Source organism: Rhizobium leguminosarum (genome assembly GCF_002953715.1).
Lineage (GTDB): Bacteria > Pseudomonadota > Alphaproteobacteria > Rhizobiales > Rhizobiaceae > Rhizobium > Rhizobium leguminosarum_V.
Map to the genome: position 1 here is coordinate 4,445,005 of NZ_CP025012.1, position 25,101 is coordinate 4,470,105.

The following is a 25,101-nucleotide window of genomic DNA, read 5'->3' on the forward strand; positions in this document are numbered from 1 at the left end:
CGACACCGCATGATCCTCCCGGCTATCGCGGCCGGCGTCGGTGTCGCGGTGATTGTCGTGTCGGCAAATCCGTTCATCGTCCGAGCACAGGATGCTACGCCCGAGGCGGCACAATCTGCCCCGCAGCCGGCAGCCGAGCCGCCGCCACCCGATCCGGCCGCCGAACTCGCCGCCAAGCGTGACCAGACCCGTGCCGAACTCGAAAGCCTGTCGAAGACGATCAGCCTCTCCACTGACAAGGTGAGCGCACTTCAGCAGAGCATCGCCGATCTGGAAAAGAGCACGGAAAGCATCCGCCAGGCACTGATCGATTCCGCCGGCCGCCGCAAGGCGCTCGAAAAGCAGATCCTCGAAAGCGAGAAGAAGCTTGCCGATCTCGGCGTCAAGGAGGATGGCATCCGCCGTTCCCTGCACGAGCGCCGCGGCCTGCTGGCCGAGGTGCTGGCAGCGCTCCAGCGCATGGGCCGCAACCCGCCGCCGGCTTTGCTCGTCACCCCCGATGACGCGCTCGCCTCCGTGCGCAGCGCCATTCTGCTTGGCGCCGTCGTGCCCGGCATCCGCAAGGAGACCGACAAGCTTGCCGCAGACCTCGCAAGCCTCGCCGCATTGCAAACTGCAAGCGCTGCCGAGAAGGCCTCCCTGACCGGGACGATGACTGATGGCATCGAGGAAGAGCGGCGCATGGACCTGCTGCTTGCCGAAAACGACAAGCTCAGCCGCAGCAATGCCGCCGAACTCGGGGCCGAAAGGAAACGTTCCGAGGAACTGGCAGGCAAAGCGACCAGCCTCGAAGGCCTCGTCGCCTCGATGGAATCCGAGATCGCTTCGGTGCGGGATGCTGCCGCTGCCGCCCGCCAGGCGGAGGAGAACCGCAAGCTTATGACGGACGAGCAGCGCGCCCAGGCCAAGGCGCTTGCCGACAGCGGCGTGCCCGATAAAAACCGCATTGCGCCCGCATATCCCTTCGGAGAATTGAAGGCGAAAATGGAGGTGCCCGTTGCGGGCGATATCCTGCGCCAGTTCGGCGATGCCGACGGCACCGGGCACGAGGCCATGGGAATGACGGTCGCCACCAATCCAGAGACAGTGGTGACGGCGCCTGCGGATGGCCTGGTGGTTTTCGCCGGCGCATTTCGCAGTTACGGCCAGATGATCATCCTCGACGCGGGCGATGGGTACCACCTGGTTCTCTCGGGAATGGATACGATCAATACCCGTCAGGGAAAATTCGTTTTCTCCGGCGAGCCACTTGCCGTGATGGGCGCAAAAAGAGTGGCAAGCGCAACTGCATTGGCGCTGGAAACGAACCGGCCAACGCTTTACATTGAATTTCGAAAGGACGGTAAACCGGTCGATTCCCGGCCGTGGTGGACCGCCAAAGACACTGGAAAGGCACGCAATGATTCGTAGGGCTTCTCTTGTTCTGGTCGGCGCATTGATGGGTGCGACCGCAATGAGCGTCATTTACTCGGCGGGTGTGCCGGCAGAAGCGGCCGGATCCTCGACATACAAGGAACTTTCGGTTTTCGGAGATGTCTTCGAGCGTGTGCGTGCGCAATATGTGACGCCGCCTGCTGAAGACAAGCTGATCGAGAACGCCATCAACGGCATGCTCTCCTCGCTCGATCCGCATTCGAGCTACATGAATGCGAAGGACGCCGAGGACATGCGCACCCAGACCAAGGGTGAGTTCGGCGGCCTCGGCATCGAAGTCACGATGGAAGACGAACTCGTCAAGGTCATTACCCCGATCGACGATACGCCGGCCGCCAAGGCCGGCGTTCTCGCCGGCGACTACATCTCCGAGATCGACGGCCAGTCCGTGCGCGGCCTGAAGCTGGAAGACGCCGTCGAGAAGATGCGTGGCGCCGTCAACACGCCGATCAAGCTGACGCTGATCCGCAAGGGTGCCGACAAGCCGATCGAGCTGACGATCGTCCGTGACGTCGTTGCCGTCCAGGCAGTCAAGTCGCGTGTCGAGGACGATGTCGGTTATCTCCGCATCATCTCCTTCACCGAGAAGACCTATCCTGACATGGAAAAGGCGATCAAGAAGATCAAGGACACCGTTCCGGCCGACAAGCTGAAGGGTTATGTTCTCGACCTGCGCCTCAATCCGGGCGGTCTGCTCGACCAGGCGATCAACGTCTCCGATGCCCTGCTGCAGCGCGGCGAAGTCGTTTCGACCCGCGGCCGCAATCCGGATGAAACCCGCCGCTTCAATGCCGGCCCGGGCGACCTGACGGATGGCAAGCCGGTGATCGTGCTGATCAACGGCGGTTCGGCTTCCGCATCGGAAATCGTCGCCGGCGCTCTTCAGGATCTGCGCCGTGCCACCGTTCTCGGCACGCGCTCCTTCGGCAAGGGTTCTGTCCAGACGATCATCCCGCTCGGCGAAAACGGCGCGCTGCGCCTGACCACGGCGCTCTACTACACGCCGTCGGGCCGCTCGATCCAGGGTACCGGCATCACCCCCGACATCAAGGTCGAGGAACCGCTGCCGCAGGAACTGCAGGGCAAGATGGTGACCGAAGGCGAATCCAGCCTGCGCGGTCACATCAAGGGCCAGAGCGAGACGGACGAAGGTTCGGGTTCTGTTGCCTACGTCCCGCCCGACCCGAAGGACGACGTTCAGCTGAACTACGCGCTCGACCTTCTGCGCGGCAAGAAGACCGATCCGGCCTTCCCGCCGAATCCTGACAAGGCCGTCGTCGCCAAGTAATCGATCCCCTCAAGGCCGGGCACCTCGCCCGGCCTTGACCCTTTCTGCTGTTTCCCGGTTTTGGAGCGGGCGAAAAATTGGGAACGGACCTGCATACGCCTCTGGGCCGCAACCGCAAAACCGGCCGCAAGCGTCCGAGTTTTCTGCGCCTGGGCCGCATCGCCGCCAGTCTTTGCCTTTTCGCCATAGGCGGCTTTTCCCTCTATACGGCATTTCGCGGCGATGGGCTCGAACGCACCAAACCGCCGGCGGCCGAACAAGCCGCAACGCCCCCTTCCAATACGCCTCAACCGCCGACGGCCGCAGCGGACCAAACGGGCGACGGTATGCCCCGCGCCGACCCGCGCTCGGGCGCCAATGTCGAGCAGATGCTCACCGGTGACGGCTCGGTCGTCACCAAATACAGCCCCCGCCCGCGCGACGGCGGCGGGCCGGTGCTGGTCGACGCCATGCAGATCGGCCAGGATCCGCGCATGGCAGCCCAGCCCAATGACGCGCTGCTCGAAGAGACGCCTTTTGGCAGGCTGCCGATCATCGGCTCCGATGGCCGTCGGCCGATGGATCAATATGCGCGTCCCTCGTCCGGCGCGCGTGGCGTCCGTATCGCCATCGTCGTCAGCGGCCTCGGGCTCAGCCAGACCGGAACGCAGCGCGCCATCGCCGAACTGCCGGAGGAAATTACCTTCGCTTTCGCCGCAAGCGGCAACAGCCTGCAGCGCTGGATGCAGGAGGCTCGCCGCGGCGGTCACGAGATCCTCCTGCAAGTGCCGCTCGAGCCTTTTGATTATCCGGCGAACGATCCAGGCCCCGAAACGCTTTTGACCACCAAGTCGGCCGCCCGCAACATCGAGAACCTGCACAAGGCGATGGGCGAGATCACCAACTATACCGGCGTCATGAATTATCTCGGTGGCCGTTTCCTGTCTGATCCCACCGCCATGGAGCCTGTCATGCGCGACATCGGCAAGCGCGGGTTGCTGTTTCTCGACGATGGTACATCAGCGCAGTCGAAGACGGCGGCGATCGCCAAGGGAACCGAACTGCCCTATGCCTTCGCCGACCTGCAGCTCGACGGCCAGCTTGATATCAATGCCGTCCTGAAGAAGCTCGACGAACTCGAGCGCATTGCCCGCAAGAACGGACAGGCGATCGGCGTCGCCTCGGCTTTTGATGAGAGCGTTGACGCCATCGCCAAATGGAGCGAGGAGGCTGCGATGCGCGGCATCGAGATTGTCGGCGTTGCCGCCCTTTCCAACGACCCCAGGAATCCTTGAGAGGAATTCCTGAGAATAGTTCCTGAACGGAGAAGAAGATGAGCCAGGCGACCGTGAAAGCCGAGGATCTGCCCTACCGCCCCTGCGTCGGCGTGATGATCCTGAACCGCGATGGCCTCGTCTGGGCCGGGCGGCGCATCTCTGACGGCAATTCCGAATATGACGGCTCGCCGCAGCTCTGGCAGATGCCGCAAGGGGGCATCGACAAGGGCGAGGATCCATTGGACGCCGCCTACCGCGAGCTTTATGAGGAGACCGGCATGAAGACAGTGACGCTGCTTGCCGAAGCGAGAGACTGGATCAACTATGATCTGCCGCCGGCACTGATCGGCATCGGGCTGAGAGGAAAATTCCGCGGCCAGACACAGCGCTGGTTCGCCTTCCGCTTCGACGGCGACGAGAGCGAGATCGCCATCAATCCGCCGCCTGGCGGCCACGAGCCGGAATTCGATGCCTGGGAATGGAAGCCGATGCAGCAACTGCCGGAGCTGATCGTGCCCTTCAAGCGCGCCGTCTATGACCAGGTGGTAGCCGAGTTCCAGCACTTGGAAACACTTCAATCGGAAGATTGATCACGGCAGGATGACTGCCTCCGTTTGCCTCCGCGGCAGCAATAGGATCACCGGCCGCCATGGGCGGCCGGCATCTCGTTCGAATCTTATTCGGCTTCGTTGGCGGAATCGGCGTTGAGCTGGCCGTATTTGCTCTCGCCGATTTTCTCGAGCAGGTCGATCTGTGTTTCGAGGAAGTCGATATGACCTTCCTCGTCCGCCAGCAGCTCCTCGAAAAGTTTCATGGAAACGTAGTCGCCGGCGTCATGACAGATATCGCGCGACTTTTTGTAGGCCGTGCGGGCGTCGTACTCGCCGGCAAGATCGGCTTCCAGAACCTCCTTGACGTTCTGGCCGATGCGTAGAGGTGCAAGGGTCTGCAGATTGGGATGGCCTTCGAGGAAGATGATGCGTGCAACAAGCCGGTCGGCATGATGCATCTCTTCGATGGATTCGGCGCGCTCCTTCTTGGCGAGCTTGGTGTAGCCCCAGTCCTCAAGAAGGCGATAGTGAACCCAATATTGGTTGACCGCACCGAGTTCGAGGAACAACGCCTCGTTAAGCCGCTCGATGACCTTTTTGTCGCCTTTCAATGTCCGCTCTCCTGTTTTCCTCATGGAATTGTTTCAAGCGGGACATGAAATCAAATATTTCGGTGTCCGTCGAGTGGCGACGGGCGTGATATTCCTCGGTCGTCTGGATAATGATGTCGACGACGTTGGGGAAGCAGCCGCAGCAGCGGCCGCGTTTTTCCATGGCGTGGTAGACCTTCGCAGGCACGATAAGCTGCCAACAGTCTTCATCGAGAAGGTTGGTGATAACCTCTCGGATTTCCTTATCGGTTATATAATTGCAGCTGCAGACGAGCACGTCTTCATTTCCAAACATGACACTGACTATCGTGTTTTCTGCTAAAGAAGATGGTGGCTGTCAAGAAAAAATTCGAGTCCCGCATCATTGAACAACGGTGTGCGAATGAGGCCTCATACATATCGTTCGGGATTACACAGCGGTTTCAGGGGGATGACGCTATAAGTCCATGAAGGCGCGCGCATGGTCCTGATCGCTGCGACGCACTTCAATGGAAGTTGCGTCCGCGCGGCATCACCTCAGCGGTTTCCACCGCGCCGGCATGGCGGCCTGTGGCAACCATCCGTTTTTCCAGCTCCGCCCTCTCCTGCGCATTCGCAAGCTTTTTCTGCCGCTGATCGACACCCGGCCTCAGCACCTCGTCTGCCCGCTCGCAGACGCCGAAACGCCGGGCCTCACCTTGCAGGATACCGAGCGCCGGCGTCATGTCCTCGATATGCTCGACGACGGTATGGATCACTCCGCTCTGGCTTTGCAGCCTGCCGCGGATTTTCACCAGCCGGGCGCCCATCACGACCGAGCGGTATTTGTCGAACATTTTCGACCAGACAATCGCATTGGCCACGCCGGTCTCGTCTTCCAGCGTCATGAAAATCACACCTTTTGCCGAACCCGGTCGCTGGCGCACCAGCACGAGACCCGCGATCGTCACCCTCTGCCCGTTCGCGACCTTCAACAGATCGACATTGCGCGTCACGCCAGCCTTGCGCAATTCCTCGCGCAGGAAGGAGACAGGGTGCGCCTTCAGCGACAGTGAGAGATAACGATAGTCCTCGATAACCTGCTCTCCCGGCAGCATTTCCGGCAGCTTTGCTACAGGCTCGATCTGGAGGTCGACATGACGGACCTGCTCGAAAAGCGGCAGCTCCTCGGCCGCGCTCTTCACATCCAGTGCCCGCACCGCCCAGAGCGCGTCGCGTCGTGACAGTTTGAGGGACTGGAACGCATCGGCATCCGCCAGTCGCTCGATGACGGATTTCTGCAAACCGGACCGCAGCCAGAGATCACGCACCGAACTGTAGCCTTCGCCTCGATTGTCGACGAGCCGTTCCATATCGTCTGTCGAGAGACCCTTGATCTGCCGGAAGCCGAGCCGCACCGCATGCCGGGTCTTGATGATCTCGCGCATCTTGTCATGCCGGAAATCGATGGCATTCCGATCGAAGGCAGCTTCTTCCAGACCGCAATCCCAGTTCGATTCATTGATGTCGACCGGCAGGATCTTTACGCCATGCTCGCGTGCGTCCCGCACCAGCTGCGCCGGCGCATAAAACCCCATCGGCTGGGAATTCAGCATCGCTGCGCAGAAGATGTCGGGATAATAGGCCTTGAGCCATGAGGAGGCATAGACGAGCAGCGCGAAGGAGGCGGCATGGCTTTCCGGGAAACCGTATTCACCGAAACCCTTGATCTGGTTGAAACACTGCTGCGCGAATTCCTGGGCATAACCCTTTGAGACCATTCCCTCGATAAACCGCTTTTCGAAGTTACCGATCGTACCCGTTCTCTTGAATGTCGCCATCGCTCTGCGAAGCTTGTCGGCTTCCGCCGGTTTGAAGCCTGCGGCGGTAATGGCGATCTGCATGGCCTGTTCCTGGAACAAGGGTACGCCGAGGGTTCTTTCCAGAACCGTTTCCAGCTCCTTGCTCGGATATTTAATCGGAATGTTCTTGGCCCGCTGCTCCCGGCGCTTCAGATAGGGATGCACCATGTCGCCCTGGATCGGTCCTGGCCGCACGATCGCCACCTCGATGACGAGGTCGTAAAACACCTTCGGCTTCAGACGCGGCAGCATGCTCATCTGCGCCCGGCTTTCGATCTGGAAGACGCCGAGCGTATCGGCCCGGCCCATCATCTCGTAAACCGGCTCGCCTTCGTCCCCATGCTCCTTGTTGCCGAGGTCTGCGAGCGTCTTCTTCACGTCGTAATGCAATTCAAGCAGCGAGAAGGCCTTCCGCAGGCAGGTCAACATGCCGAGCGCCAGCACATCCACCTTGAGGATCTTGACGTTATCGAGGTCGTCCTTGTCCCACTCGATCATGTAGCGATCCGGCATCGCCGTCTTCATGATCGGCACCACCTCGTCGAGCCTATCGCGTGTGATGACGAAGCCGCCGACATGCTGGGTGAGGTGGCGCGGGAAGCCGAGAAGTTCGGACGCATACTGAAGAACGTTTCGGGTCACCGGATCCTTGATGTCGAGACCCGCCGCCTTCGCGTCCCGCTCCGAGAGATTATCCTCCGACCAGCCCCAGACGAGGCTGCTGATCGCCGACTGGACATCCTCCGACAGCCCAAAGGCCTTGGAGACCTCGCGGCCGGCCGAGCGCGTACGGTAGGTCGTCACCCCCGCCGTCAACCCGGCATGTTCTATGCCGTATCTTTTATAGATGAACTGGATGACCTCTTCGCGTCGATCATGCTCGAAATCAACGTCGATATCCGGCGGTTCGTCGCGATCCATCGAAATGAAGCGGTCGAAGAGCAGTGTGCTTTTTTGAGGATCGACTTCCGTTATCTCGAGGCAATAGCAGATGACCGAATTTGCCGCCGATCCGCGCCCCTGGCACAAGACCTTAAGTACATAGCGGGCGTGCTGGATAATCCTGTGAACCGTCAGGAAATAAGATGCATATTTCTTTTTTTTAATGAGATCGAGTTCGTACTCGATCTGTGGCGCCACCTTGGGCGGGATACCTTTGGGATAGCGTCTTGCGGCTCCCGCTCTCGTCAGCCTTTCGAGAGTCTCCTGCGGCGTTTCACCAGGATCGTTTTCGGGCGGATAATTGTGCTCCAGTTCCTTCAGCGAAAAGGTCAGCCTGTCGAAGAATGTCTGCGTATTCTCGATCGCATTAAGATAGTCCCGGAAGATCCGGACCATTTCACGTGAATCTTTGAGGTAACGTTCAGCATTCGGCGCCAGAAGGAACCCGGCTTGCGATATCTGCACATGCTCCCGGATCGCGATCACGATATCCGCAAGCGGCCGGCGTTCAGGATGATGGTAAAGCGGCTGGTTGGTTGCAATCAGCGGCACACGGTTTCGAGCGGCAAGCATGGCAAGCACCGCAAAGACCTGCCTGTCGCGGCCATCATAGGCTGGCGCCAGCGCCATATAAAAAGCCTTGCGGAAGCGTCTGCGAAACCGCTCCAGATAATCTTCCAGCGTCGGCTGACCCGCCTGATGACCGACAAGGGCGCGATCGGGAACGAGAGCAAGCATCATCTCGTCCCCCCATTCCATGAGTTCCGCTTCCGTCAGAATGCAGCTTCCCTTGACCGCTTCCTCCTTCAGATTGCCGGCGCTCAGAAGACGGCAAAGGTTCGCCCAGCCCCGTCGATTGCATGGATAGGCGAGGATATCAGGCGTTCCATCGGAAAAGACGAGACGGGCGCCCGGCTGAATCCGGATGGGATCGAGGATCTCCTCCTCTTTTCCTTCCTTCTTCGCTTGGGCCAGAATCTCATCCTTGTTCTTGTATCTCTCCTCAAGTTGCTCCGCCTGCGCATGCGCCCGCACGACGCCGGCAACCGAATTCCGGTCCGCAATGCCGAGTCCGCCGAGCCGTAGACGAGCAGCCTGCACGACCATCTCCTCGGGGCCAGAGGCACCTTCAAGAAACGAGAAATTCGTCCTTGTGCCGATCTCGAAGAATGCGCGCGCGATTGTCATGCGAACACGCCATGCATGAACCAGTGAGGATCAAGCGCCTGACCATAAAAGCCCCGCCGATAGATCCAGAAGCGATGTCCGGTCTCATCCTCGATGCGGAAATAGTCGCGCGACTCGGCGTCATTCCCATCGATCCACCATTCCATGGCAATCCGTTCCGGCCCTTCGCTTCTTGCCACCTGATGCTGAATGCGCCGCCAGCGGAAGATCTGCGGCGGACCATCGGGCACTTCGGCAAGTATGGTCTCGACGGGCTCCGGCGTTGCAAAGAGCCGCAGTGGGCGCTCTTCGCGGAAAGGAAGCTGGATGTCCTGCGCTGCCTTCCGCCTGGGAAGGCTCTCCATCACAGGAACCGTGATGACGGCGCGTTCCGGAACATGGCTCTCGCGGAGCTGAAAGCTTTGCAGGCAATCCGCACCAAGCCGGGCCGAGACCCGGTCGACGAAAACAGAAAGCGAGATCTCTCCCTGCCGGTCGCCCTCGAAATCACCCTGCGCCTCGTTGAAGGGATCGTGCCGCAACACATTCAATCGCACGATCTCGAAACCATAGCCGGCATCGAGATCGTCATAGACCGCCTGCAATCGCTCGGAAAAAAGCCCGGCAATGAACTTTGGTTCGCGAAGCGGCTGCGAAGCACCGACGGAGATGCGAAAGACCCTGCCGTCGACGCGGAACAGGACCAGTTCGAACACCCGTCCGCCAGCCCCCCGCGCCTCCAGCGACGGCTGCAGCGATAAGGCGACCTGCCTGGTGACGGCAAGGATCTGTTCTTCCGTGCCGATGGGCTCGATCAGCCGGCTTTCGGCCGAGAGGCTGGCAACAGGACGCCGGGGCGAGACCGGCTCCTCTTCACGGCCCAGCGCCTGGTCGAGACGCAGAAGCAGCTCCGGGCCGAACCGGCGGGTCAGCGGCGACCGCGGCGCATCGATGACGTCGCCGATATATTTCAGACCGAGCTTCTTCAGGGCAGCGACGGTTTGTCCTTCCAGCCGCAAGGCTGCAACCGGCAAGGACATCAGCACATGTTCCGTCTCTTCGTCCTCGATCACGCCGCCTTGCCCGAAGCGGGACGCGGCCCAGGAAAGGCCGGGCGACGATGAGACCGCGCCGCGGGCATCGAACCCCATATGAAAAAGCCGCGCCAGCACATCCCTAAGAAGCGCCTTTTCACCGCCGAAGAGATGGGCGCAGCCGCTAATGTCGAGAAACAGGCCGTCCTTGCCGTCGAACGCCACCAGCGGCGTATAACGGTCGCACCAGTCGGCAATTGCCTCCAGCAACCGGCGGTCGGACGCCGGATCTTCTTCCGCGACCTCGAGCATGGGGTACATGGCGCGCGCTTCGGCAACGCCCAGCTCTTTCCTCAACCCCAGCCTCTCGGCCAACTCGTCCAGTGCCGTCAGCCGCATGGCATTGTTGAGCTTGCCGGAACAGACGATAGGCGGCGTCTCAGGACGCCCTTTCGAACGCCAGGAGAGCCCCCATCGCTTGCGGGCGATGCGGTCCGTTGGCAGATGCGGGAAGCTGAGCGCCAGAATGCGCTGACTGTTCGCCTGGAGGACGAACGAGGTTTGGTTCGGCGATAGGGAGAAATTCGCGTTCATGGGGGTTCCACTCCAGAAGAAAGGAGAGCGGGGCCGGATTGCGGCTCTTCTCCAGTGTGAGACGGAAAATCGGATTGCCGATGCTGCCGGAAAGTTTCGATCCATCCGGCAACGGCCGCAGACCGGACGGGGCCGGTTCGACATGCAGGCGGAAGGCCGCACTGCTTGCCTCCTCCGCTCCGGCCTGACGGACAAGAAGGAGCGGACGGCGGGCAGCATGCGCCCTGAGACTAAGCCTGCGGCTTTCGGTCAGGCCGAAATGGGCGGGATTGCCTCGCACTTCGAAGATGACGGCCGAGAAGGCAGCGCTTTCCACTGCCACCTCCGCCAGCCAGAGCGCCTCGTCCAGCTTGCGCGGCGCGGCATGGAGAAACCGCTCCGGGCTCAGTCCGAAATCCCGAAGCCCGGGGGCATAAGGACGGCCGGCCTCCAGCGTCCCGACGGCATCGCCGATCCAGAGCAACGGCAGAAGCCTGCCGGCATCCGCTTCCCGTTTTTGCAGTCGCGCGGCAACAGCCATCGCCAACCCGCTTGCAGCACCTGCATCGCGAGACAGAGCCGAGCGGAATTCGGTGATCGCATCGAGCGGCAAGCCGCCTTCCAGCGCCTCGTCGAGAAACTCCACCCCAAACGCCAGGGGCGGCAGAATGCGCTCCTGGCGGGTCTTACGTCCCTCTGCCAGGGCTTCCTGCTCCGCTGCGGCAAGCGCCGGCGCGGGCCTTCCCTCCAGTCGGGCAATGGTTTCGCGGAGCGCAAAAAGCCGCTCGCGCGCCAGGGCGTGCTGCGCCATGGCGTTCTCCGATCCGTCTTGTTCCTGTTATGTTCTTATAGATTCCAGAGAGCTAATGAAGAGTCAACGGCCATTTTCTATGAATTTATTCCTGCCTTTGATTCCGCACTCGAAAATCGGCGATAAAGGTTCTATATGGGCCCGCAAAGGAAGGAATATTCATGGCCCGCATAGACCAGAGCGATGATTGGCGGGACCGCCATGCGCCGACGATCAGCACCTTCGAGTCGCTGGCCATGGAGGCCTATAGCCATCTGCCGGATGAATTTCGCCAGCTGACGACCAACCTCACGATCGAGATCGAAGATTTCCCCGATGACGACGTTTTCGAGGACATGGCGCTGGAAACCCCTTTCGATCTGCTCGGCCTTTTCGAGGGCAGGGGCATTTCCGAACGTTTCACGCTGGAAACCGGCGAGATGCCGAACCGCATCCGCCTCTACCGCCGCCCCATCCTCGATTACTGGGCTGAGAACGACGAGACGCTCGGCGATATCATCACCCACGTCCTGATCCACGAGATCGGCCACCATTTCGGGCTGAGCGACGATGACATGGAGCGGATCGAGGCAAGCGCCGAGGAAGCCGCCGAGCGCTAGAGCGCCGCGCGTCCAAGACGCGCTAAGAACGCTCTACCACTTTCAATCACGCATAATCCTTTCCGAAAATCGTAATCGATTTTCGGGGTTATGCGCTGAGCCTCACTGCTCGGAGAGCTTCATCTCAGGATCGTAATCCTTGCCTTCGACATGCTTGACGACGGCCTGACCGCATTGCATCGCGCCGGTCGCGGCATTGAAGGCATAGGTCGGCGAGCCCTCCAGCGACCAGCCCTTGTTAAGGGCGGCAGTGACCTTGTGGCAGAAGGAAGCATCGTCGGGACCGGTCAGGAAGCGGTAGAGTTTCATCACATCGTCTTTCGTGCTACAGCCTGGCGGGCTGCGATCAGGCGGGCTTTATGGACCAGACTTTCCGCCTGGACAAGATGCAACCGCTCGACCATCCGCCCGCCTGCATTGATGACGTTCAGCCCATCGGAGGCAGGATCGGCAAAGGCTGATATGATCGCCTCCGCTTCCGCGATCGCCGCCGGATCCGGGCCGAAATGGCGATTGGCGGGCTCGATCTGCGCCGGATGGATCAGCATCTTGCCGGCAAAGCCCATGGCCCTGCCCTGCAGGCATTCGGCATCAAAACCCTGTTCGTCCCTGAAATCGTTGAAGACGCTGTCGATCGCATCGAGCCCGTAGGCGCTGACCGCAAGGACGACCTGCATCAGCCACGGCACGAGATAGCTCCGCCCCGGCTGTGGAAGCACGCCGGTTTCCTTGCGCAGGTCGTTGAGCCCGACGACGAGGCAATCGAGCCGTGAGCCCGGTGTACGCCCGGCTTCGGCGATAACAGCCGCATTCAAGATGCCGCGCGGCGTCTCGATCATCGCCCAGATGCGCAGATCTTCCGATGCATCCGCCTCGGAGAGAAGATCGCCGACCGCCATGACATCCTGCGGTTCGTCGACCTTCGGCAGCAGTACGGCGTCGGGATTGAGCGCGATTACCAGTTCCATGTCCGCCAGGCCGAAATTGGTCGACAGGTCATTGATGCGGATAATCCGTTCCTTGCCTTCGAGCGGCCGAGCCGAAAAGAAATTCCTCAGATTTTCCCGCGCTTCCGCCTTCCTTTCCGGCGCCACGGAATCCTCGAGATCGAAGATCACCGCATCGCAATCGACCGCATGGGTTTTTTCGAGGGCGCGAGGATTGATGGCAGGCACGCTCAGCACCGAACGGCGCAGGTGGGCGGAGCGGGTCGCGGGGTTTCGGCTCATGGCGAAGTAGTGCCAAGCTTTGACAGTCGAAGCAAGCAGCCCGCCCCAGAACATCTAGCAGAACAACAAAAAGCCATGCTTGCCTTGCAGAGAGGAAGAAGAAGGACCACATTCCTTTCCGAAGAAAGGTCTCTAACCATGCAGAACATTCGCTCCATCTTCCTCATGCTTGCCGGCGCCACCTTTTTCGTGGCCATGCTACTTCTCACCTTTTCGGTGACGCTCGCCGTCGGCGGCATCCTGACCGTGCTCATGGTCGGACGCGCGCTTTCGATGAAGATGAAGCCCGCTCCGGTCCGCGCCAAGGCGAACAACGGTAAGCCGGAGATGCGCGTGTGGAACGACGGCCGCGGCACGATCATCGATCTCTGATCACCGGATTTTCCAAAAATTTTGACCGACACTGTCGGCTCCAGATTCCATCATGCGTCCTTGAAACAGCCAGGCATTCTGCTGGCTCGTGAAAAACGTATGGAGGACGAGCATGGATACGACGACAGAGAGCAACCCGACGAAGATGCCACCGGTCAAGAATGGCCTGCTGCCCTATCTGACGGTCGATGGCGCGGTGAAGGCTGCGGAATTCTACAAGAAGGCTTTCGGCGCCGAAGAGGCATATCTCGTGCCGGTCGACAAGAGCGGCCGAACGATGCATGTGCATCTCTACATCAACGGCAGCTCCCTCATGCTGTCGGATGCCTATCCCGAATACGGCCATCCCTTCAAAGGCCATGAAGGCTTCGCCATCCAGCTGGTTATCGACGATATCGATTTCTGGTGGGATCGTGCCGTGGCTGCCGGCGCCGAAGTCGTCATGCCGGTCGAACTGATGTTCTGGGGCGACCGCTACGGCCAGCTTCGTGATCCGTTCGGCGTCCTCTGGGGCCTGAACGCACCGTCCAAATAAGGGACAGCCGCAATCGGCGGACCGCGCGAAACGTCGCGTGGCCGCCCTCTGTGAAAGATTCTCCTTCATTTCGGCGAAAAACTGGACTAGATGCAAATTCAGAAAGTAGATTTGCTGAAATGGAGCATGGATCATGGATAAATTCGTGAAGCTCACCGGCGTTGCAGCACCGCTGCCGGTCGTCAACGTCGACACCGACATGATCATTCCGAAGGATTATCTGAAGACGATCAAGCGCACCGGCCTCGGCACCGGCCTCTTCGCGGAAGCCCGCTACAATGAGGACGGCTCAGAAAACCCGGATTTCGTGCTGAACAAGCCGGCCTATCGCGATGCCAAGATCCTCGTTGCCGGCGACAATTTCGGCTGCGGCTCCTCGCGCGAGCACGCGCCCTGGGCGCTTCTGGATTTCGGCATCCGCTGCGTGATCTCGACCAGCTTCGCCGACATTTTCTACAACAACTGCTTCAAGAACGGCATCCTGCCGATCAAGGTCAGCCAGGAGGATCTCGACAAGCTGATGGACGACGCCTCGCGTGGCTCCAACGCCATCCTGACCGTCGACCTCGAAAACCTCGAGATCACCGGCCCCGATGGTGGCTTGATCAAGTTCGATCTCGACGAATTCAAGCGCCACTGCCTGCTGAACGGTCTCGACGATATCGGCCTGACCCTGGAAAAGGGCAAGGCGATCGACAGCTTCGAAAAGAAGAACGCCGCTTCGCACCCCTGGGCAGCCTGAGCCCTCTCCAATCGGTTATCGATCAAGCCGGGCTTTCGCCCGGCTTTTTCTTTACAGTGCCGCGCGTCTTTTCAGACGCGCAAAGGACGCTGTAACACTTTAAATTGCGGCACATCAGAGAAATTTCTCTTTCCAGGCCTCAAGCTTTTCGAGCGACACGCCGATGCCACCACAGACTTCGATAAGCGGATTGTCGAAGCGCTGAAGCAACCCTGCATGCACATCGGCAACGGCAAGGGCCGCGCCGCAAGCCGGCTCGACCAGAATGCGCTGCGCATCGGCAAATTTCAGGCAGGCGACAACGGCATCAGCATCGCTGACGACAACACTTTCGATCGGATGCTGCTTCGGCAGGTCGAAGACATGCTGCGCCACCTGCCGCGCCCCGAGCGAATTGGCAATCGAGGTAATGGCGGGAAGGGTGATACGCTCATTCGCCTTGAGGCTGGCATTCAGCGAAGCCGCCCCTTCCGTTTCAACGGCGATAACAGGCACATCGGAACGCCCGTTGCGCTTCAACCCCTCGACAATGCCGGCAAGCAGCCCGCCGCCGCCGACGCTGGTGACGACGCAATCGAATTTTGCCCCCTTCGCCACCACCTCGTCGATCAACGTAGCATGGCCATCCCACAGAAGCGGATGGTCGAAGGGATGCACATAGGTTGCCTTGCGGCTCCGGGCGAGTTCGATCGCATGGGCATTGGCCTCATCGAAAACCGAACCATGAACGAGGACATTCGCGCCCGTTGCGGCAATCGTCTGCCGGACATCGGCCGCCGTCGTCTCCGGCACCACGATCGTGACCGGCACCCCGAGCGCCCGGCCGGCATAAGCCGCGGCAATACCGGCATTGCCGCCGGAAGCGCAAAAGATCTCGCGCGCCCCATTTTCCACCTCGTACTGGCAAAGCCGTCCGACGCCGCGCAGCTTGAAGCTGCCGGAAGGCTGCAGCGCATCGAGCTTCAGCCAGAGCGGTTTGCCGCTGGCGCTGTAGCCAGGTGCCGTCTGGACCAAGGGCGTATCGAGGTGGAGAGGCGCGAAAGGCATGGGAACCATCCAGGGAAGTAAAGCTCGGGGCTGCCGTTCTAATCCGTTTGCAGGCGCAGGAGCAACTATCGCGGCTCAGAGCGAAGCGTACCGATTCACCCCTTCTCTCGCTTGAAATGCCCATTTCCGGGGTCTAAGAAGCCGCAACTAGTTTTTCCCAGGAGGGTTTCATGACAGCGCGCAATCTTTTCCTGCTGCCGGGTGACGGCATCGGTCCCGAGGCCATGGGCGAGGTCCGCAAGATCATCGCCTATATGAACGAGGCGATGAATGCCGGTTTCGTCACCGACGAAGGCCTTGTCGGCGGTTGCGCCTATGATGCACATGGCGCTGCGATCTCGGAAGCCGACATGCAGAAGGCGCTTGCCGCCGATGCCGTTCTCTTCGGCGCCGTCGGCGGCCCGAAATGGGATAGCGTGCCTTACGAAGTGCGCCCGGAAGCCGGTCTGCTGCGCCTGCGCAAGGATCTGCAGCTCTTCGCTAACCTGCGCCCCGCCATCTGCTATCCGGCCCTTGCTGCGGCCTCGTCGCTGAAGCCGGAACTGGTCGAAGGCCTCGATATCCTCATCATCCGCGAGCTGACGGGCGGCGTCTATTTCGGCGAACCGAAGGAGATCATCGACCTCGGCAATGGCCAGAAACGCGGCATCGACACGCAGGTCTATGATACCTACGAGATCGAGCGCATCGCCGGCGTCGCCTTCGAAATGGCCCGCACGCGGCAGAACCGCGTCTGCTCCATGGAAAAGCGCAACGTCATGAAGTCGGGCGTGCTTTGGAACCAGGTGGTCACCGAGACGCACAAGGCGAAATATTCCGACGTCCAGCTCGAACACATGTTGGCCGATGCCGGCGGCATGCAGCTGGTGCGCCAGCCCAAGCAGTTCGACGTCATCGTCACCGACAATCTCTTCGGCGATATGCTCTCCGACGTCGCCGCCATGCTGACCGGCTCGCTCGGCATGCTGCCATCGGCCTCGCTCGGCGCGCCTGACGGCAAGACCGGCAAGCGCAAGGCGCTCTACGAACCGGTACACGGCTCGGCCCCCGATATCGCCGGCAAGGGCATCGCCAATCCGATCGCCATGATCGCCTCGTTTGCCATGTGCCTGCGTTACTCCTTCAATTTGGTCAAGGAAGCCGACGATCTGGAAAAGGCGATCGCCAACGTGCTCGACAAGGGCATCCGCACTGGTGACATCATGGCCGACGGCGCAAGACAGGTCGGCACCGTCGAGATGGGCGATACGATCCTCGCCGAGTTCAAGACGCTTTCTGCCTGATATTTCACGTGAAACAGTTCCGGCCCTTCGCAGGATTCTTGCGGAGGGCTTTTTTCCCAGGACCGCAAGCCGCACCGGCTTGGTCGAATTATCCCAAACCGACTATCCTCGGCCACAATCTCGTGTATTTTTGCGCCGGATTTTAACGAGCGCATAACCTCGACATTGGAAACGATCTTCCAATGGATTATGCGCCAATTCAAAATAATAGAGCGTCCTTAGCGCGTCGTGGCACTTTAGGGCAAATTCGAACGGACGACGGAATGCGGGCATTTTGGGCTTCCCTGAACAGGCGTTGGCGCCGGAGCAGCGCCGGCATGCCGCCTTTGCGTTGGCAGGCCTGCCTCCTCATCACGCTCAATGCCGTGATTCTGTCCATGCTGCTCTTCGATGCACCGATCGGCGCCAGCGAGGCTCCTGCACCGGTGAAGCACCTCGGCGAAATACTGACCGGCTTCGGCGATTCCGCCTGGCTGATCTATACCAGCATCCTGCTGTTCTTTCAGGGCCGGGCGGGCTACAAGCTTGTGAAGACGGCGCGCTCCAAGGCGCAAGCGCTTTATGTCAGCTGGATCGGCGCTTATCTCTTCATCACGGTTGTCTTCTCCGGGCTGCTCGCCAATCTGCTGAAGCGGGCGATCGGCAGGGCGCGTCCCGATCATTTTCATGACTACGGCATGTTTTCCTTCACGCCCTTTTCAGGCCATGCCGCTTTCGAAAGTTTTCCGTCCGGCCATTCCACCACGGTCGGCGCCTTCTTCGCTGCCTTCGCGCTGCTGTTTCCGCGCTATCGCATTGCCTTCATCGCTTGCGCCATCTGGCTCGGCATGACGCGTGTCATGGTCGGTGCCCATTATCCGAGCGACGTCATCGCCGGCCTTGCCTTCGGCGCCTGGTTCTCGCTGCTGACGGCGATCGTCTTTGCTCGCTGCGGCTTGCTCTTCAAGCTGGCACCGGATGGCTGGCCACTCTCGAAGCGCCTGTTTCGCACTGCATAATTCCTTAAATCGGAATCGATTAAGGATAAAATTATGCAGCAATTCAAAATGTTACAGCGTCCTTTGCGCGTCCGAAAAGACGCGCGGCGCTGTAATATGGAAAAGCCCGGCGCCTTGTGAGCGCCGGGCCTTTTTCTCAAGCGCGGATTGGTCTCAATCCGCCGCTCAATCCATGGCGTGGATATCCCTGTTCTTCGTTTCCGGCAGGAAGATCAGGCCGATCACCAGCGTGATCGACGCAAAGACGATCGGGTACCAGAGACCGTAATAGATATCACCCGCGGCAGCGCTCATCGCGAAGGCTGTCGCCGGCAGCAGGCCGCCGAACCAGCCGTTGCCGATGTGATAGGGCAGCGACATGCCGGTATAGCGGATGCGGGTCGGGAAGAGCTCGACCAACAGTGCCGCAATCGGGCCGTAGACCATCGTCACATAGAGGACGAGGACGAACAGCACGGCGATCGTACCGATCCAGTTGACGCGGGCCGGATCGGCAACCATGGCGAAAGTGCCGCCATTGGCGATGTTGTAGACCGCCATGTCGGTGACGCCATTGGCCTCATCCGTCGTCAGCAGCTTGGTCTCGACCAGCTTCGCCGCCGGTACGGTTTCCTTCTCGCCGGCGCGCACGGCATCGGCATTGAGCGACAGTTCCGGATTGGCTGCGATGAAGGCATCGAGCTTGGCATCCGGCACCTTGACGGCGCCGCGGTTCAGCGGGTAGCCGGCATCATGGAGCGCGATGTTGACGCCCTTTTCGAAGGCGCCGGTCATGCCCTTGGCCTTGTCGCCGGCAGCGACGACGTCGAAGCTTGGGATCGTCGCGTTGCCGACCTTCACCGTTGCCGGCTGTCCGGCAGTACCGGGCACAACGTCGTAAGGCACCGAGTTCCTCGTCAGGAATGCCGTTGCCACGTCGCAAGAACTGGTGAACTTGGCCGTGCCGGTCGGGTTGAACTGGAACCTGCAATCCGCCGGATCAGCCGTCACCGTTGCCCGGATCGAAGCCTGCGCTTCGGCCAGCGCCGGGTTTGCCGTCCAGGTCATCGCCTTGAACAGCGGATTATAGGTCACCGCCGCAATGAGAAGGCCTGCCATGATGATCGGCTTGCGGCCGATCTTGTCGGAGAGACCGCCGAAGATGACGAAGAACGGCGTGCCGAGGAGAAGTGCGATGGCGACCATGACGTTGGCCGAGAACAAGTCCACCTTCAGCACGTTCTGCAGGAAGAACAGCGCATAGAACTGGCCGCCGTACCAGACGACCGCCTGGCCCATGGTGGCGCCGAGAAGCGCGATGATCGCGATCTTGGCATTTTTCCATGTCCCGAAGGCTTCGGTCAGCGGCGCCTTGGAGCCTTTGCCTTCCGCCTTCATGCGCTGAAACGCCGGCGACTCGTTCATCTTCAGGCGGATCCAGACGGAAATGCCGAGCAGGACGACCGAGACCAGGAACGGAATGCGCCAGCCCCAGGCGGCGAACTGAGCCGCACCCATCAGATATTGAACCAGGACGATGACGATCAGCGACAGGAACAGGCCGAGCGTCGCCGTCGTCTGGATCCATGAGGTAAAGTAGCCGCGGCGCCCGTTCGGCGCATGTTCGGCGACGTAGGTTGCCGCACCGCCATATTCACCGCCCAGCGCCAGGCCCTGGAGCAGGCGCAGCCCAATCAGGATGATCGGGGCTGCGATGCCGATGGTGGCGGCACCCGGCAGGACGCCGACGAGGAAGGTCGACAGACCCATGATCATGATCGTCATCAGGAAGGTGTATTTACGGCCGACGAGATCGCCGAGACGGCCGAACACCAGCGCGCCGAAGGGGCGCACCAGGAAGCCGGCGGCAAAGGCAAGCAACGTGAAGATGTTGCGCGTTGCCTCGGGATATTGGGTGAAATAGGTCGCGCCGATATAAGTGGCGAGCGAACCATAGAGATAGAAATCGTACCATTCGAAAACGGTGCCGAGCGAAGAGGCGAAGATGACCTTCTTCTCTTCGCCGGTCATCGGACCGGCCTTCGCGCCGTCGATGCTTGCGACATTTGCCATTGTCTGTCCTCCACAGAGTGATGATCACGCGCGCGACCTACTCTCCTCAAAGCATACCCCTGGCCGCGACACGCCTGACGAGAGTGTGCCAGAAACGACAGATCAAAAAGAGAGATGCTTTGGGATTATGACTTTAGTCTAATGGCGCCACGCTTTGTCACGCACATCAGGTTGCCCGCCGCCCGTGCCGATTGAGCTGCCGGAGGTTTGGAGCAGGTTTCACTGCGGTTTGCGACGTGGACCCGTTATGCTCTCAGCGCCTGCGCCGGCGATTGCCGATAGGCGAGCACCGCCGGCAGCGCAGCGAGAATTGTGGCAAAGGCAAGCAGCACTGCCGCAAGCCCAGCGTCTTCACGGGCAAAGCCGACCGGCATGGCGACCCCGCTCGTTTGCGAGAACATACCGGACAAGATGAGGGCCGCGGCATAACCGAGTGCGAATCCAAGTGCGATGCCAACCGCCACCAGGAAGAAGAATTCCACCCAGACGATGCCGAAAATCGCGCCGCGTGGGGCGCCGAAGGCCCTCAGCGCGCCGATCTGGCGGCGGCGCTGGCCGATATGGATGACCGTGACCAGCACCAGCGAGGCTGCGACGAGAGCTTGCGCGCCGGAGGCGACTGCGACGAGGATCTGCTTGGCGTCGCCGAGCGTGGCGTAGAGATTGGTCAGCACCTCGCCGGGAAAGACGGCGACGGTATTGCCGCTGCGATATTCCTGTCGCAGCTTGTAGGCATCGGCGATCGTCTTCGGCTTGACGAGAATGGCGGGAAGGCCGGGAGCACCCGCAGTCCAGGTCTCATCAAGCGCGGCATCCGGATCGGCTTTCCCGTGATGCCCATGCCCATCGTGATCAGCGCCGGCTTTCTCATGCTCATGGCCATGTTCAGCGCTATCCGTTCCGGACGCCGCTTCATGTTCGTGCTCACCGTCCTCCGCATGTTCCTCCGCCTCCATGCCATGGATGTGCCAGACGGCTTGGATGGGAACGAGAATGGCCCGGTCCCAGGCGGTGCCGGTCGGCCGCAAGCGGCCGGCGATATGATAGACGAGCTGGGTATGGGTCTCGCCGCCCTCTTCCAGCGACCCGTGCATCGGCTTGATCTCGCCGCCGAGCGGCAGCTTGACAGCGGCGCCGATCACCGCCTCGCCCTCGCGCGCAAAAATCCTGCCTTCGGCCAAGCCGCCGGACAGGTTCTGCGCCAGCATGGTCGTTGCGCCGATGATCGGATAGGCGGAGAAGGAATCGCCGAAGCCGATCGGGGCCGCCCAATCGACCCGAGGATCTGCGGCAAGTTTGCCCAGCACTTCACCCGGCATCAACGGTAAAGGCGAGGGCTGCAGGAAGACGGAGGACAGTACGAGCTGCGTCTCGCTGCCGCCGGCGCCGATCACAAGATCGAATTTATCGGCAGCGCGTGCGCTGCCGAGACGAAGCGCCCGCTCCTGAAGGACGACAGAAACGCCGAGCGCCGTCGCAAGCGCCACCAGCAGCACGACCACCAGCGACCCCGCCCAGAGGCGACGAAGATCGGAAAGGATGAAGCGGATCATGCAGCCTCTCCCGCCGTCGCCGCGGAATCTTCGCTGATCCGGCCGGAGCCGAAGGTGATGCGCCGGTCGAGGCGGCCCGCCAAGCGCCGGTCGTGTGAAACGACAATCAGCGTGCTGCCTTCGGCAATGGCAAGATCAAGGAGGAGATCGCCGACCGCCTCGCCGCTTTCGGCATCGAGGCTTGCGGTCGGCTCGTCGGCGATGATGACGCCGGGCTTACGCAGCAGCGCCCGGCTGATCGCCACGCGCTGCATCTCGCCGCGCGACATGGTTTCGATTTTTTGGTCGGGGCGGGAAAGACCGACCGTGCCCAAAAGCGCATGACCCCGCTCGATGACATCAGCTGTGACAGCGCCGGCAAGCCGCGCCGGCAGGAGTACGTTCTCCAGCGCCGACAGGCCGGGGAAGAGATGGAACTCCTGCATGACCAGGCCGATATTGGCGGCACGGAACCGATCACGCCGGCTTTCTGAAAAACTCGCGATATTCTCACCGTTCCAGCGGATGCGGCCTTGCCGCGTCCGCTCCAGCCCAGCAACGATATTGACGAAAGTGCTCTTGCCGGAGCCGGACGCCCCTGTAATGGCGACCCTGCTGCCTGCATCGATCGACAGGCGGGCGATCGCCAGTGCCGGCGAGGACAGGCCTGGGAAGGCAACGGTCAGGTTTTCGATATCGAGAGCGAGCATATCGGTTCAGACGGCGGAATATTCGGCCTGGCGGATCCGCAGCAGGCTGACGAAGCCAGTGTCCGGATCCGTCCACGAACCGTATTCCAGCGTGCCGCGCACTTCGATCGTCTGGCGCGGCTGCACGAAGGTCTGTTTCTCCAAGAGATAGACGACGACGATATTGTCCGGCCAGTCCGTATCCGAGGAGCAGAAGGGGCAGAGCGACATCGGCACCTCGGTGAGCACGAAGAACTGGGCCTCAGCCTTCAATGGCGGCGCCATGAAACCTTTCATGCTGACGTCTTTGCCGGCAAGGCGCTTCACCTTGTCGGAGAATTCGAGGCCGAGCACGCCGAACTTGCCGTAAAGCTCATCGAAGCTGATCAAGGAATCCGCAGCAAAACTCGGGCGAGCAATTGCGGCGAAGGCCAGCGTACCGATGGCGCCGATCAGGCCGCGGCGGCTGAGATGCAGCGAAGGGAGCTTTTCCATGGCGATCTCCAAGAATGAAATCCCGGCCGCTGAACGGCCGGGACCATGATCGGTGAAAGAGGCAAGGCCGGCAAGCGGCCTAGCCGGATGGGCCAGAGCATGATGCCGAAAAGTGTGCGCGATTTTCGGACGACATCATGCTCCATTTCTTTGATTTAGATGCGGATTCAGATTTTAGGCCGAGCCGGCCTAAAATCATCCGCATCTGGAGATCAGTTCGTCTGCTTGGAGCCGAGAGCGAAGGTATCGGCGAGCACGCGATAGACGTCGCTCTGTTCCATGTAACCATGGAAACCTTCAGCGCCAGGACCTGCCGACTGCAGGACGACGTCGTCGACGGCGTGGACGCCACTATCGCCGGTCTTCGGGATATTGCCCTGAACGAAGACTGCGCCGGGAACATCCTTATACTGCTCGTTGGCGACATATTCCTTCTTTTCGTTCTGGACAGCCGGAACGAACGGACCATCGAGCTTCGGACGGAAGGTCTCGTAGTGATCGGGGCCGTTATTGGCGCTCAGGAACAGTCGGCGGCTGACGTCGACCTTATCGGGATAGCCGTCGCCGTTTTCGTCCTTGTAGTTCGGGAAGCCGGCCTCGGCATAGGTCCCGACCTTTTCGCGCATTTCCGTGCCGGGCTTTTCATCATCGACGGTACCGATGATGGATACGCCATGCGTGTGGTCGCCGGTGACGACGATCAGCGTGTCCGGATGGGCCTTCTGGAATTCGCGGGCAACGCCGATGGCCTGGTCGAATTCGATGGTTTCGTAGACGGCACGATCCCAATCGAGCGGATGAGACATCTTGTCGATCGAGGAGCCTTCGACCATCAGGAAGAAACCATCAGGATTCTTGGAAAGGCGGTCGAGCGCAACCTTGGTCATGGCGACGAGACCCGGCTGGTTCGGGAACTTGTCGACGGTGCCTTTCTTCAGGAACTCGCGATCAAGCGTGACGTCCATATTGCCGGTGTGAAAGAGACCGAGGAGATTGCCTTCAGCCGATGCATTGGCTGCGAGTTCGTTCTTGTCGGTCGCAAGCTTGTAGCCGGCATCCTGGAACTGCTTAATGTAGTCCTGATTGTCCTTGCGCTTGGAGCCGGCGACTTCCTTGCCGAGGAAATAGGCCGAGCCGCCACCAAGGAGGACTTCCGGCTTGACGTCGAGCAGCATACCGACGACGTCGGCCTTGTCGTTGCGGTTGCGGGTGTGGGAAACAACCGCCGCTGGTGTGGCGTCTTCAACCTCTGCCGTTGCAACGATGCCGATCGACTTCTTGGTCAAGCGGCGAACGGCTTCTGCGAAGGTTTCAACACGCGGGTCATCGAGCGAGGCCGGCGTACGGTCCGCGTAAACGCCGATCGCATTGACGGCCGTCTTGTGACCCGTCATGTAAGCCGACATGGTGTTGGCCGAGTCCGTATCGACGGCATTCGTCGCCGACGTGCCGATAAAAGCCATACGCTCGAGATCGTCCATATTCAGGCGACCATTCGCCTTCCCTTCAGTCATGCCCTTGGACATGATGCGGGCAGCGGTGCGATGCGCAACGGAAAGCCCGTCACCCAGCAGGAAGATGATGTTCTTGGCCTTCGGCTGGGCTGCTGTTTCGTAAACGTTCCAGGTGACAGACTTCGTTTCGTCTCCGGCCGCGACTTCAATCTTGTAGTCGCCGGGAGCGGAAATCTTCAGGCCGCGCAGCAGGATAGCGGAACCGAGAGCCTTGTCATCCTTGCCTTTTTCCAGTTCGACGAACTGCGCCTCGCCCCCAAGCACGGTCTTGTAGTCCTGGCCATTGACGGTGATCTTTACGTCTTCAGGCTTGACCTGCTTGTTGAGCTCGACCTTGAAATCAAACGGTGAACCGGCAAGAATCGTCGCGCGATCAAGCGGATAGACCGTCGTCGCCTGAGCGGCGCCCGCAAGGATGGTGGTGGCCGCAAAGGCGGCAAGAAGCGTACGCATGGAAAACCCCCGTTTTCGTTGCAGACATTAACAACTGGGCCGGGATACCTCCCGAGGATGACAGCGGCATGACA

22 protein-coding genes and 1 pseudogene are annotated in these 25,101 nt (G+C 60.7%); 10 read left to right on the forward strand and 13 right to left on the reverse strand.

All coding sequences use genetic code 11. From position 1 onward, the window contains the following. Positions 1-9: 9 nt before the first annotated feature. The 4 genes from CUJ84_RS22050 (at position 10) to CUJ84_RS22065 (ending at position 4,568) form a co-directional block, all read left to right on the forward strand. Entirely contained in the window at positions 10-1,410 is a 1,401-nt protein-coding gene (locus CUJ84_RS22050) for a murein hydrolase activator EnvC family protein (RefSeq protein ID WP_105007741.1), read from the forward strand. Then, on the forward strand, positions 1,400-2,722 hold the full coding sequence (locus CUJ84_RS22055) for a S41 family peptidase (RefSeq protein WP_017995549.1): 1,323 nt from the start codon (positions 1,400-1,402) through the stop codon (positions 2,720-2,722). The genes CUJ84_RS22050 and CUJ84_RS22055 overlap by 11 nt, the downstream gene beginning before the upstream one ends. Before the next feature lie 77 nt (positions 2,723-2,799). Next, a complete protein-coding gene (locus tag CUJ84_RS22060) occupies positions 2,800-3,996 on the forward strand; it encodes a divergent polysaccharide deacetylase family protein (RefSeq protein WP_105007742.1) in 1,197 nt (398 codons plus the stop codon). 38 nt (positions 3,997-4,034) lie between these two features. Then, a complete protein-coding gene (locus CUJ84_RS22065) occupies positions 4,035-4,568 on the forward strand; it encodes an RNA pyrophosphohydrolase (protein WP_105007743.1) in 534 nt (177 codons plus the stop codon). Between the two features lie 86 nt (positions 4,569-4,654). Here the strand turns inward: CUJ84_RS22065 and bfr are convergent, their stop codons facing one another. The 5 genes and pseudogenes from bfr to CUJ84_RS38830 form a co-directional block, all read right to left on the reverse strand. Beyond that, positions 4,655-5,140, reverse strand: a complete 486-nt coding sequence (gene bfr / locus CUJ84_RS22070; RefSeq protein ID WP_017966050.1) for a bacterioferritin — start codon at positions 5,138-5,140, stop codon at positions 4,655-4,657. After that, positions 5,106-5,505 (reverse strand): annotated as a pseudogene (locus CUJ84_RS22075) ((2Fe-2S)-binding protein). The gene bfr and the pseudogene CUJ84_RS22075 overlap by 35 nt, the downstream one beginning before the upstream one ends. A 120-nt stretch (positions 5,506-5,625) precedes the next feature. Then, on the reverse strand, positions 5,626-9,090 hold the full coding sequence (locus CUJ84_RS22080) for an error-prone DNA polymerase (protein WP_105007744.1): 3,465 nt from the start codon (positions 9,088-9,090) through the stop codon (positions 5,626-5,628). Further along, on the reverse strand, positions 9,087-10,502 hold the full coding sequence (locus CUJ84_RS22085; protein WP_245457562.1) for a Y-family DNA polymerase: 1,416 nt from the start codon (positions 10,500-10,502) through the stop codon (positions 9,087-9,089). The genes CUJ84_RS22080 and CUJ84_RS22085 overlap by 4 nt, the downstream gene beginning before the upstream one ends. A gap of 40 nt (positions 10,503-10,542) precedes the next feature. Next, complete coding sequence (locus CUJ84_RS38830; RefSeq protein ID WP_245457500.1) at positions 10,543-11,487, reverse strand: ImuA family protein; 945 nt, start codon at positions 11,485-11,487, stop codon at positions 10,543-10,545. A 161-nt stretch (positions 11,488-11,648) separates the two neighbouring features. On the opposite strand from CUJ84_RS38830, the gene CUJ84_RS22090 reads away from it, so the two are divergent. Beyond that, entirely contained in the window at positions 11,649-12,086 is a 438-nt protein-coding gene (locus CUJ84_RS22090) for a metallopeptidase family protein (RefSeq protein WP_003589582.1), read from the forward strand. Positions 12,087-12,188: 102 nt separating this feature from the next. Here CUJ84_RS22090 and CUJ84_RS22095 read toward each other — a convergent pair whose 3' ends face one another. After that, positions 12,189-12,395 (reverse strand): DUF1737 domain-containing protein, encoded by a 207-nt coding sequence (locus tag CUJ84_RS22095; protein WP_017962591.1) that lies wholly within the window; start codon positions 12,393-12,395, stop codon positions 12,189-12,191. Further along, on the reverse strand, positions 12,395-13,315 hold the full coding sequence (locus CUJ84_RS22100; protein WP_105008275.1) for an HpcH/HpaI aldolase/citrate lyase family protein: 921 nt from the start codon (positions 13,313-13,315) through the stop codon (positions 12,395-12,397). The genes CUJ84_RS22095 and CUJ84_RS22100 overlap by 1 nt, the downstream gene beginning before the upstream one ends. 138 nt (positions 13,316-13,453) lie before the next feature. Between CUJ84_RS22100 and CUJ84_RS22105 the strand changes: the two genes are divergently transcribed. The 3 genes from CUJ84_RS22105 to leuD all read left to right on the forward strand — a co-directional run bounded on the left by CUJ84_RS22105 (position 13,454) and on the right by leuD (position 14,964). Continuing rightward, on the forward strand, positions 13,454-13,687 hold the full coding sequence (locus CUJ84_RS22105; protein ID WP_027682366.1) for a hypothetical protein: 234 nt from the start codon (positions 13,454-13,456) through the stop codon (positions 13,685-13,687). 112 nt (positions 13,688-13,799) lie between these two features. Further along, entirely contained in the window at positions 13,800-14,222 is a 423-nt protein-coding gene (locus CUJ84_RS22110) for a VOC family protein (protein ID WP_105007746.1), read from the forward strand. Positions 14,223-14,355: 133 nt separating this feature from the next. After that, the gene (leuD, locus tag CUJ84_RS22115) at positions 14,356-14,964 is read left to right on the forward strand and encodes a 3-isopropylmalate dehydratase small subunit (RefSeq protein ID WP_003543984.1); all 609 of its coding nucleotides are present in this window, start codon (positions 14,356-14,358) and stop codon (positions 14,962-14,964) included. Between the two features lie 114 nt (positions 14,965-15,078). Here the strand turns inward: leuD and CUJ84_RS22120 are convergent, their stop codons facing one another. Next, entirely contained in the window at positions 15,079-16,011 is a 933-nt protein-coding gene (locus CUJ84_RS22120) for a pyridoxal-phosphate dependent enzyme (protein ID WP_105007747.1), read from the reverse strand. 170 nt (positions 16,012-16,181) lie between these two features. Here CUJ84_RS22120 and leuB point away from each other — a divergent pair, with 170 nt between their 5' ends. Both leuB and lpxE read left to right on the forward strand, forming a co-directional pair. Further along, positions 16,182-17,294, forward strand: coding sequence for a 3-isopropylmalate dehydrogenase (gene leuB / locus CUJ84_RS22125; RefSeq protein WP_105007748.1), 1,113 nt, complete (start codon positions 16,182-16,184; stop codon positions 17,292-17,294). Positions 17,295-17,557: 263 nt separating this feature from the next. Then, entirely contained in the window at positions 17,558-18,292 is a 735-nt protein-coding gene (gene lpxE / locus CUJ84_RS22130) for a lipid A 1-phosphatase LpxE (protein ID WP_105007749.1), read from the forward strand. A 165-nt stretch (positions 18,293-18,457) separates the two neighbouring features. On the opposite strand, the gene CUJ84_RS22135 is transcribed toward lpxE, so the two are convergent. From CUJ84_RS22135 to CUJ84_RS22155, 5 genes are all read right to left on the reverse strand, one after another. Further along, complete coding sequence (locus CUJ84_RS22135) at positions 18,458-20,344, reverse strand: MFS transporter (protein ID WP_105007750.1); 1,887 nt, start codon at positions 20,342-20,344, stop codon at positions 18,458-18,460. Positions 20,345-20,589: 245 nt separating this feature from the next. Continuing rightward, a complete protein-coding gene (locus CUJ84_RS22140) occupies positions 20,590-21,897 on the reverse strand; it encodes an ABC transporter permease (protein WP_105007751.1) in 1,308 nt (435 codons plus the stop codon). Continuing rightward, complete coding sequence (locus tag CUJ84_RS22145; RefSeq protein ID WP_105007752.1) at positions 21,894-22,586, reverse strand: ABC transporter ATP-binding protein; 693 nt, start codon at positions 22,584-22,586, stop codon at positions 21,894-21,896. Before CUJ84_RS22145 ends, CUJ84_RS22140 begins: the two co-directional genes overlap by 4 nt. A gap of 6 nt (positions 22,587-22,592) precedes the next feature. Further along, positions 22,593-23,060: a hypothetical protein gene (locus CUJ84_RS22150; protein WP_027682358.1), complete on the reverse strand. Its 468-nt coding sequence runs from the start codon at positions 23,058-23,060 to the stop codon at positions 22,593-22,595. Positions 23,061-23,272: 212 nt separating this feature from the next. Beyond that, positions 23,273-25,027 (reverse strand): alkaline phosphatase, encoded by a 1,755-nt coding sequence (locus CUJ84_RS22155; RefSeq protein WP_105007753.1) that lies wholly within the window; start codon positions 25,025-25,027, stop codon positions 23,273-23,275. Positions 25,028-25,101 lie beyond the last annotated feature (74 nt).

Excerpts from the sequence above, each read along its gene's own strand:
- lpxE (WP_105007749.1), top strand. The coding sequence starts at position 17,558 with ATGCGGGCATTTTGGGCTTCCCTGAACAGGCGTTGGCGCCGGAGCAGC.
- CUJ84_RS22085 (WP_245457562.1), bottom strand. The coding sequence starts at position 10,502 with ATGCGGCTGACGGCACTGGACGAGTTGGCCGAGAGGCTGGGGTTGAGG.
- CUJ84_RS22105 (WP_027682366.1), top strand. The coding sequence starts at position 13,454 with ATGCAGAACATTCGCTCCATCTTCCTCATGCTTGCCGGCGCCACCTTT.
- CUJ84_RS22120 (WP_105007747.1), bottom strand. The coding sequence starts at position 16,011 with ATGCCTTTCGCGCCTCTCCACCTCGATACGCCCTTGGTCCAGACGGCA.
- CUJ84_RS22065 (WP_105007743.1), top strand. The coding sequence starts at position 4,035 with ATGAGCCAGGCGACCGTGAAAGCCGAGGATCTGCCCTACCGCCCCTGC.
- CUJ84_RS22050 (WP_105007741.1), top strand. The coding sequence starts at position 10 with ATGATCCTCCCGGCTATCGCGGCCGGCGTCGGTGTCGCGGTGATTGTC.
- CUJ84_RS22110 (WP_105007746.1), top strand. The coding sequence starts at position 13,800 with ATGGATACGACGACAGAGAGCAACCCGACGAAGATGCCACCGGTCAAG.
- CUJ84_RS22150 (WP_027682358.1), bottom strand. The coding sequence starts at position 23,060 with ATGGAAAAGCTCCCTTCGCTGCATCTCAGCCGCCGCGGCCTGATCGGC.
- CUJ84_RS22140 (WP_105007751.1), bottom strand. The coding sequence starts at position 21,897 with ATGATCCGCTTCATCCTTTCCGATCTTCGTCGCCTCTGGGCGGGGTCG.
- CUJ84_RS22145 (WP_105007752.1), bottom strand. The coding sequence starts at position 22,586 with ATGCTCGCTCTCGATATCGAAAACCTGACCGTTGCCTTCCCAGGCCTG.
- CUJ84_RS22155 (WP_105007753.1), bottom strand. The coding sequence starts at position 25,027 with ATGCGTACGCTTCTTGCCGCCTTTGCGGCCACCACCATCCTTGCGGGC.
- CUJ84_RS38830 (WP_245457500.1), bottom strand. The coding sequence starts at position 11,487 with ATGGCGCAGCACGCCCTGGCGCGCGAGCGGCTTTTTGCGCTCCGCGAA.
- CUJ84_RS22135 (WP_105007750.1), bottom strand. The coding sequence starts at position 20,344 with ATGGCAAATGTCGCAAGCATCGACGGCGCGAAGGCCGGTCCGATGACC.
- CUJ84_RS22055 (WP_017995549.1), top strand. The coding sequence starts at position 1,400 with ATGATTCGTAGGGCTTCTCTTGTTCTGGTCGGCGCATTGATGGGTGCG.
- CUJ84_RS22095 (WP_017962591.1), bottom strand. The coding sequence starts at position 12,395 with ATGAAACTCTACCGCTTCCTGACCGGTCCCGACGATGCTTCCTTCTGC.
- leuD (WP_003543984.1), top strand. The coding sequence starts at position 14,356 with ATGGATAAATTCGTGAAGCTCACCGGCGTTGCAGCACCGCTGCCGGTC.
- CUJ84_RS22080 (WP_105007744.1), bottom strand. The coding sequence starts at position 9,090 with ATGACAATCGCGCGCGCATTCTTCGAGATCGGCACAAGGACGAATTTC.
- leuB (WP_105007748.1), top strand. The coding sequence starts at position 16,182 with ATGACAGCGCGCAATCTTTTCCTGCTGCCGGGTGACGGCATCGGTCCC.
- CUJ84_RS22090 (WP_003589582.1), top strand. The coding sequence starts at position 11,649 with ATGGCCCGCATAGACCAGAGCGATGATTGGCGGGACCGCCATGCGCCG.
- CUJ84_RS22100 (WP_105008275.1), bottom strand. The coding sequence starts at position 13,315 with ATGAGCCGAAACCCCGCGACCCGCTCCGCCCACCTGCGCCGTTCGGTG.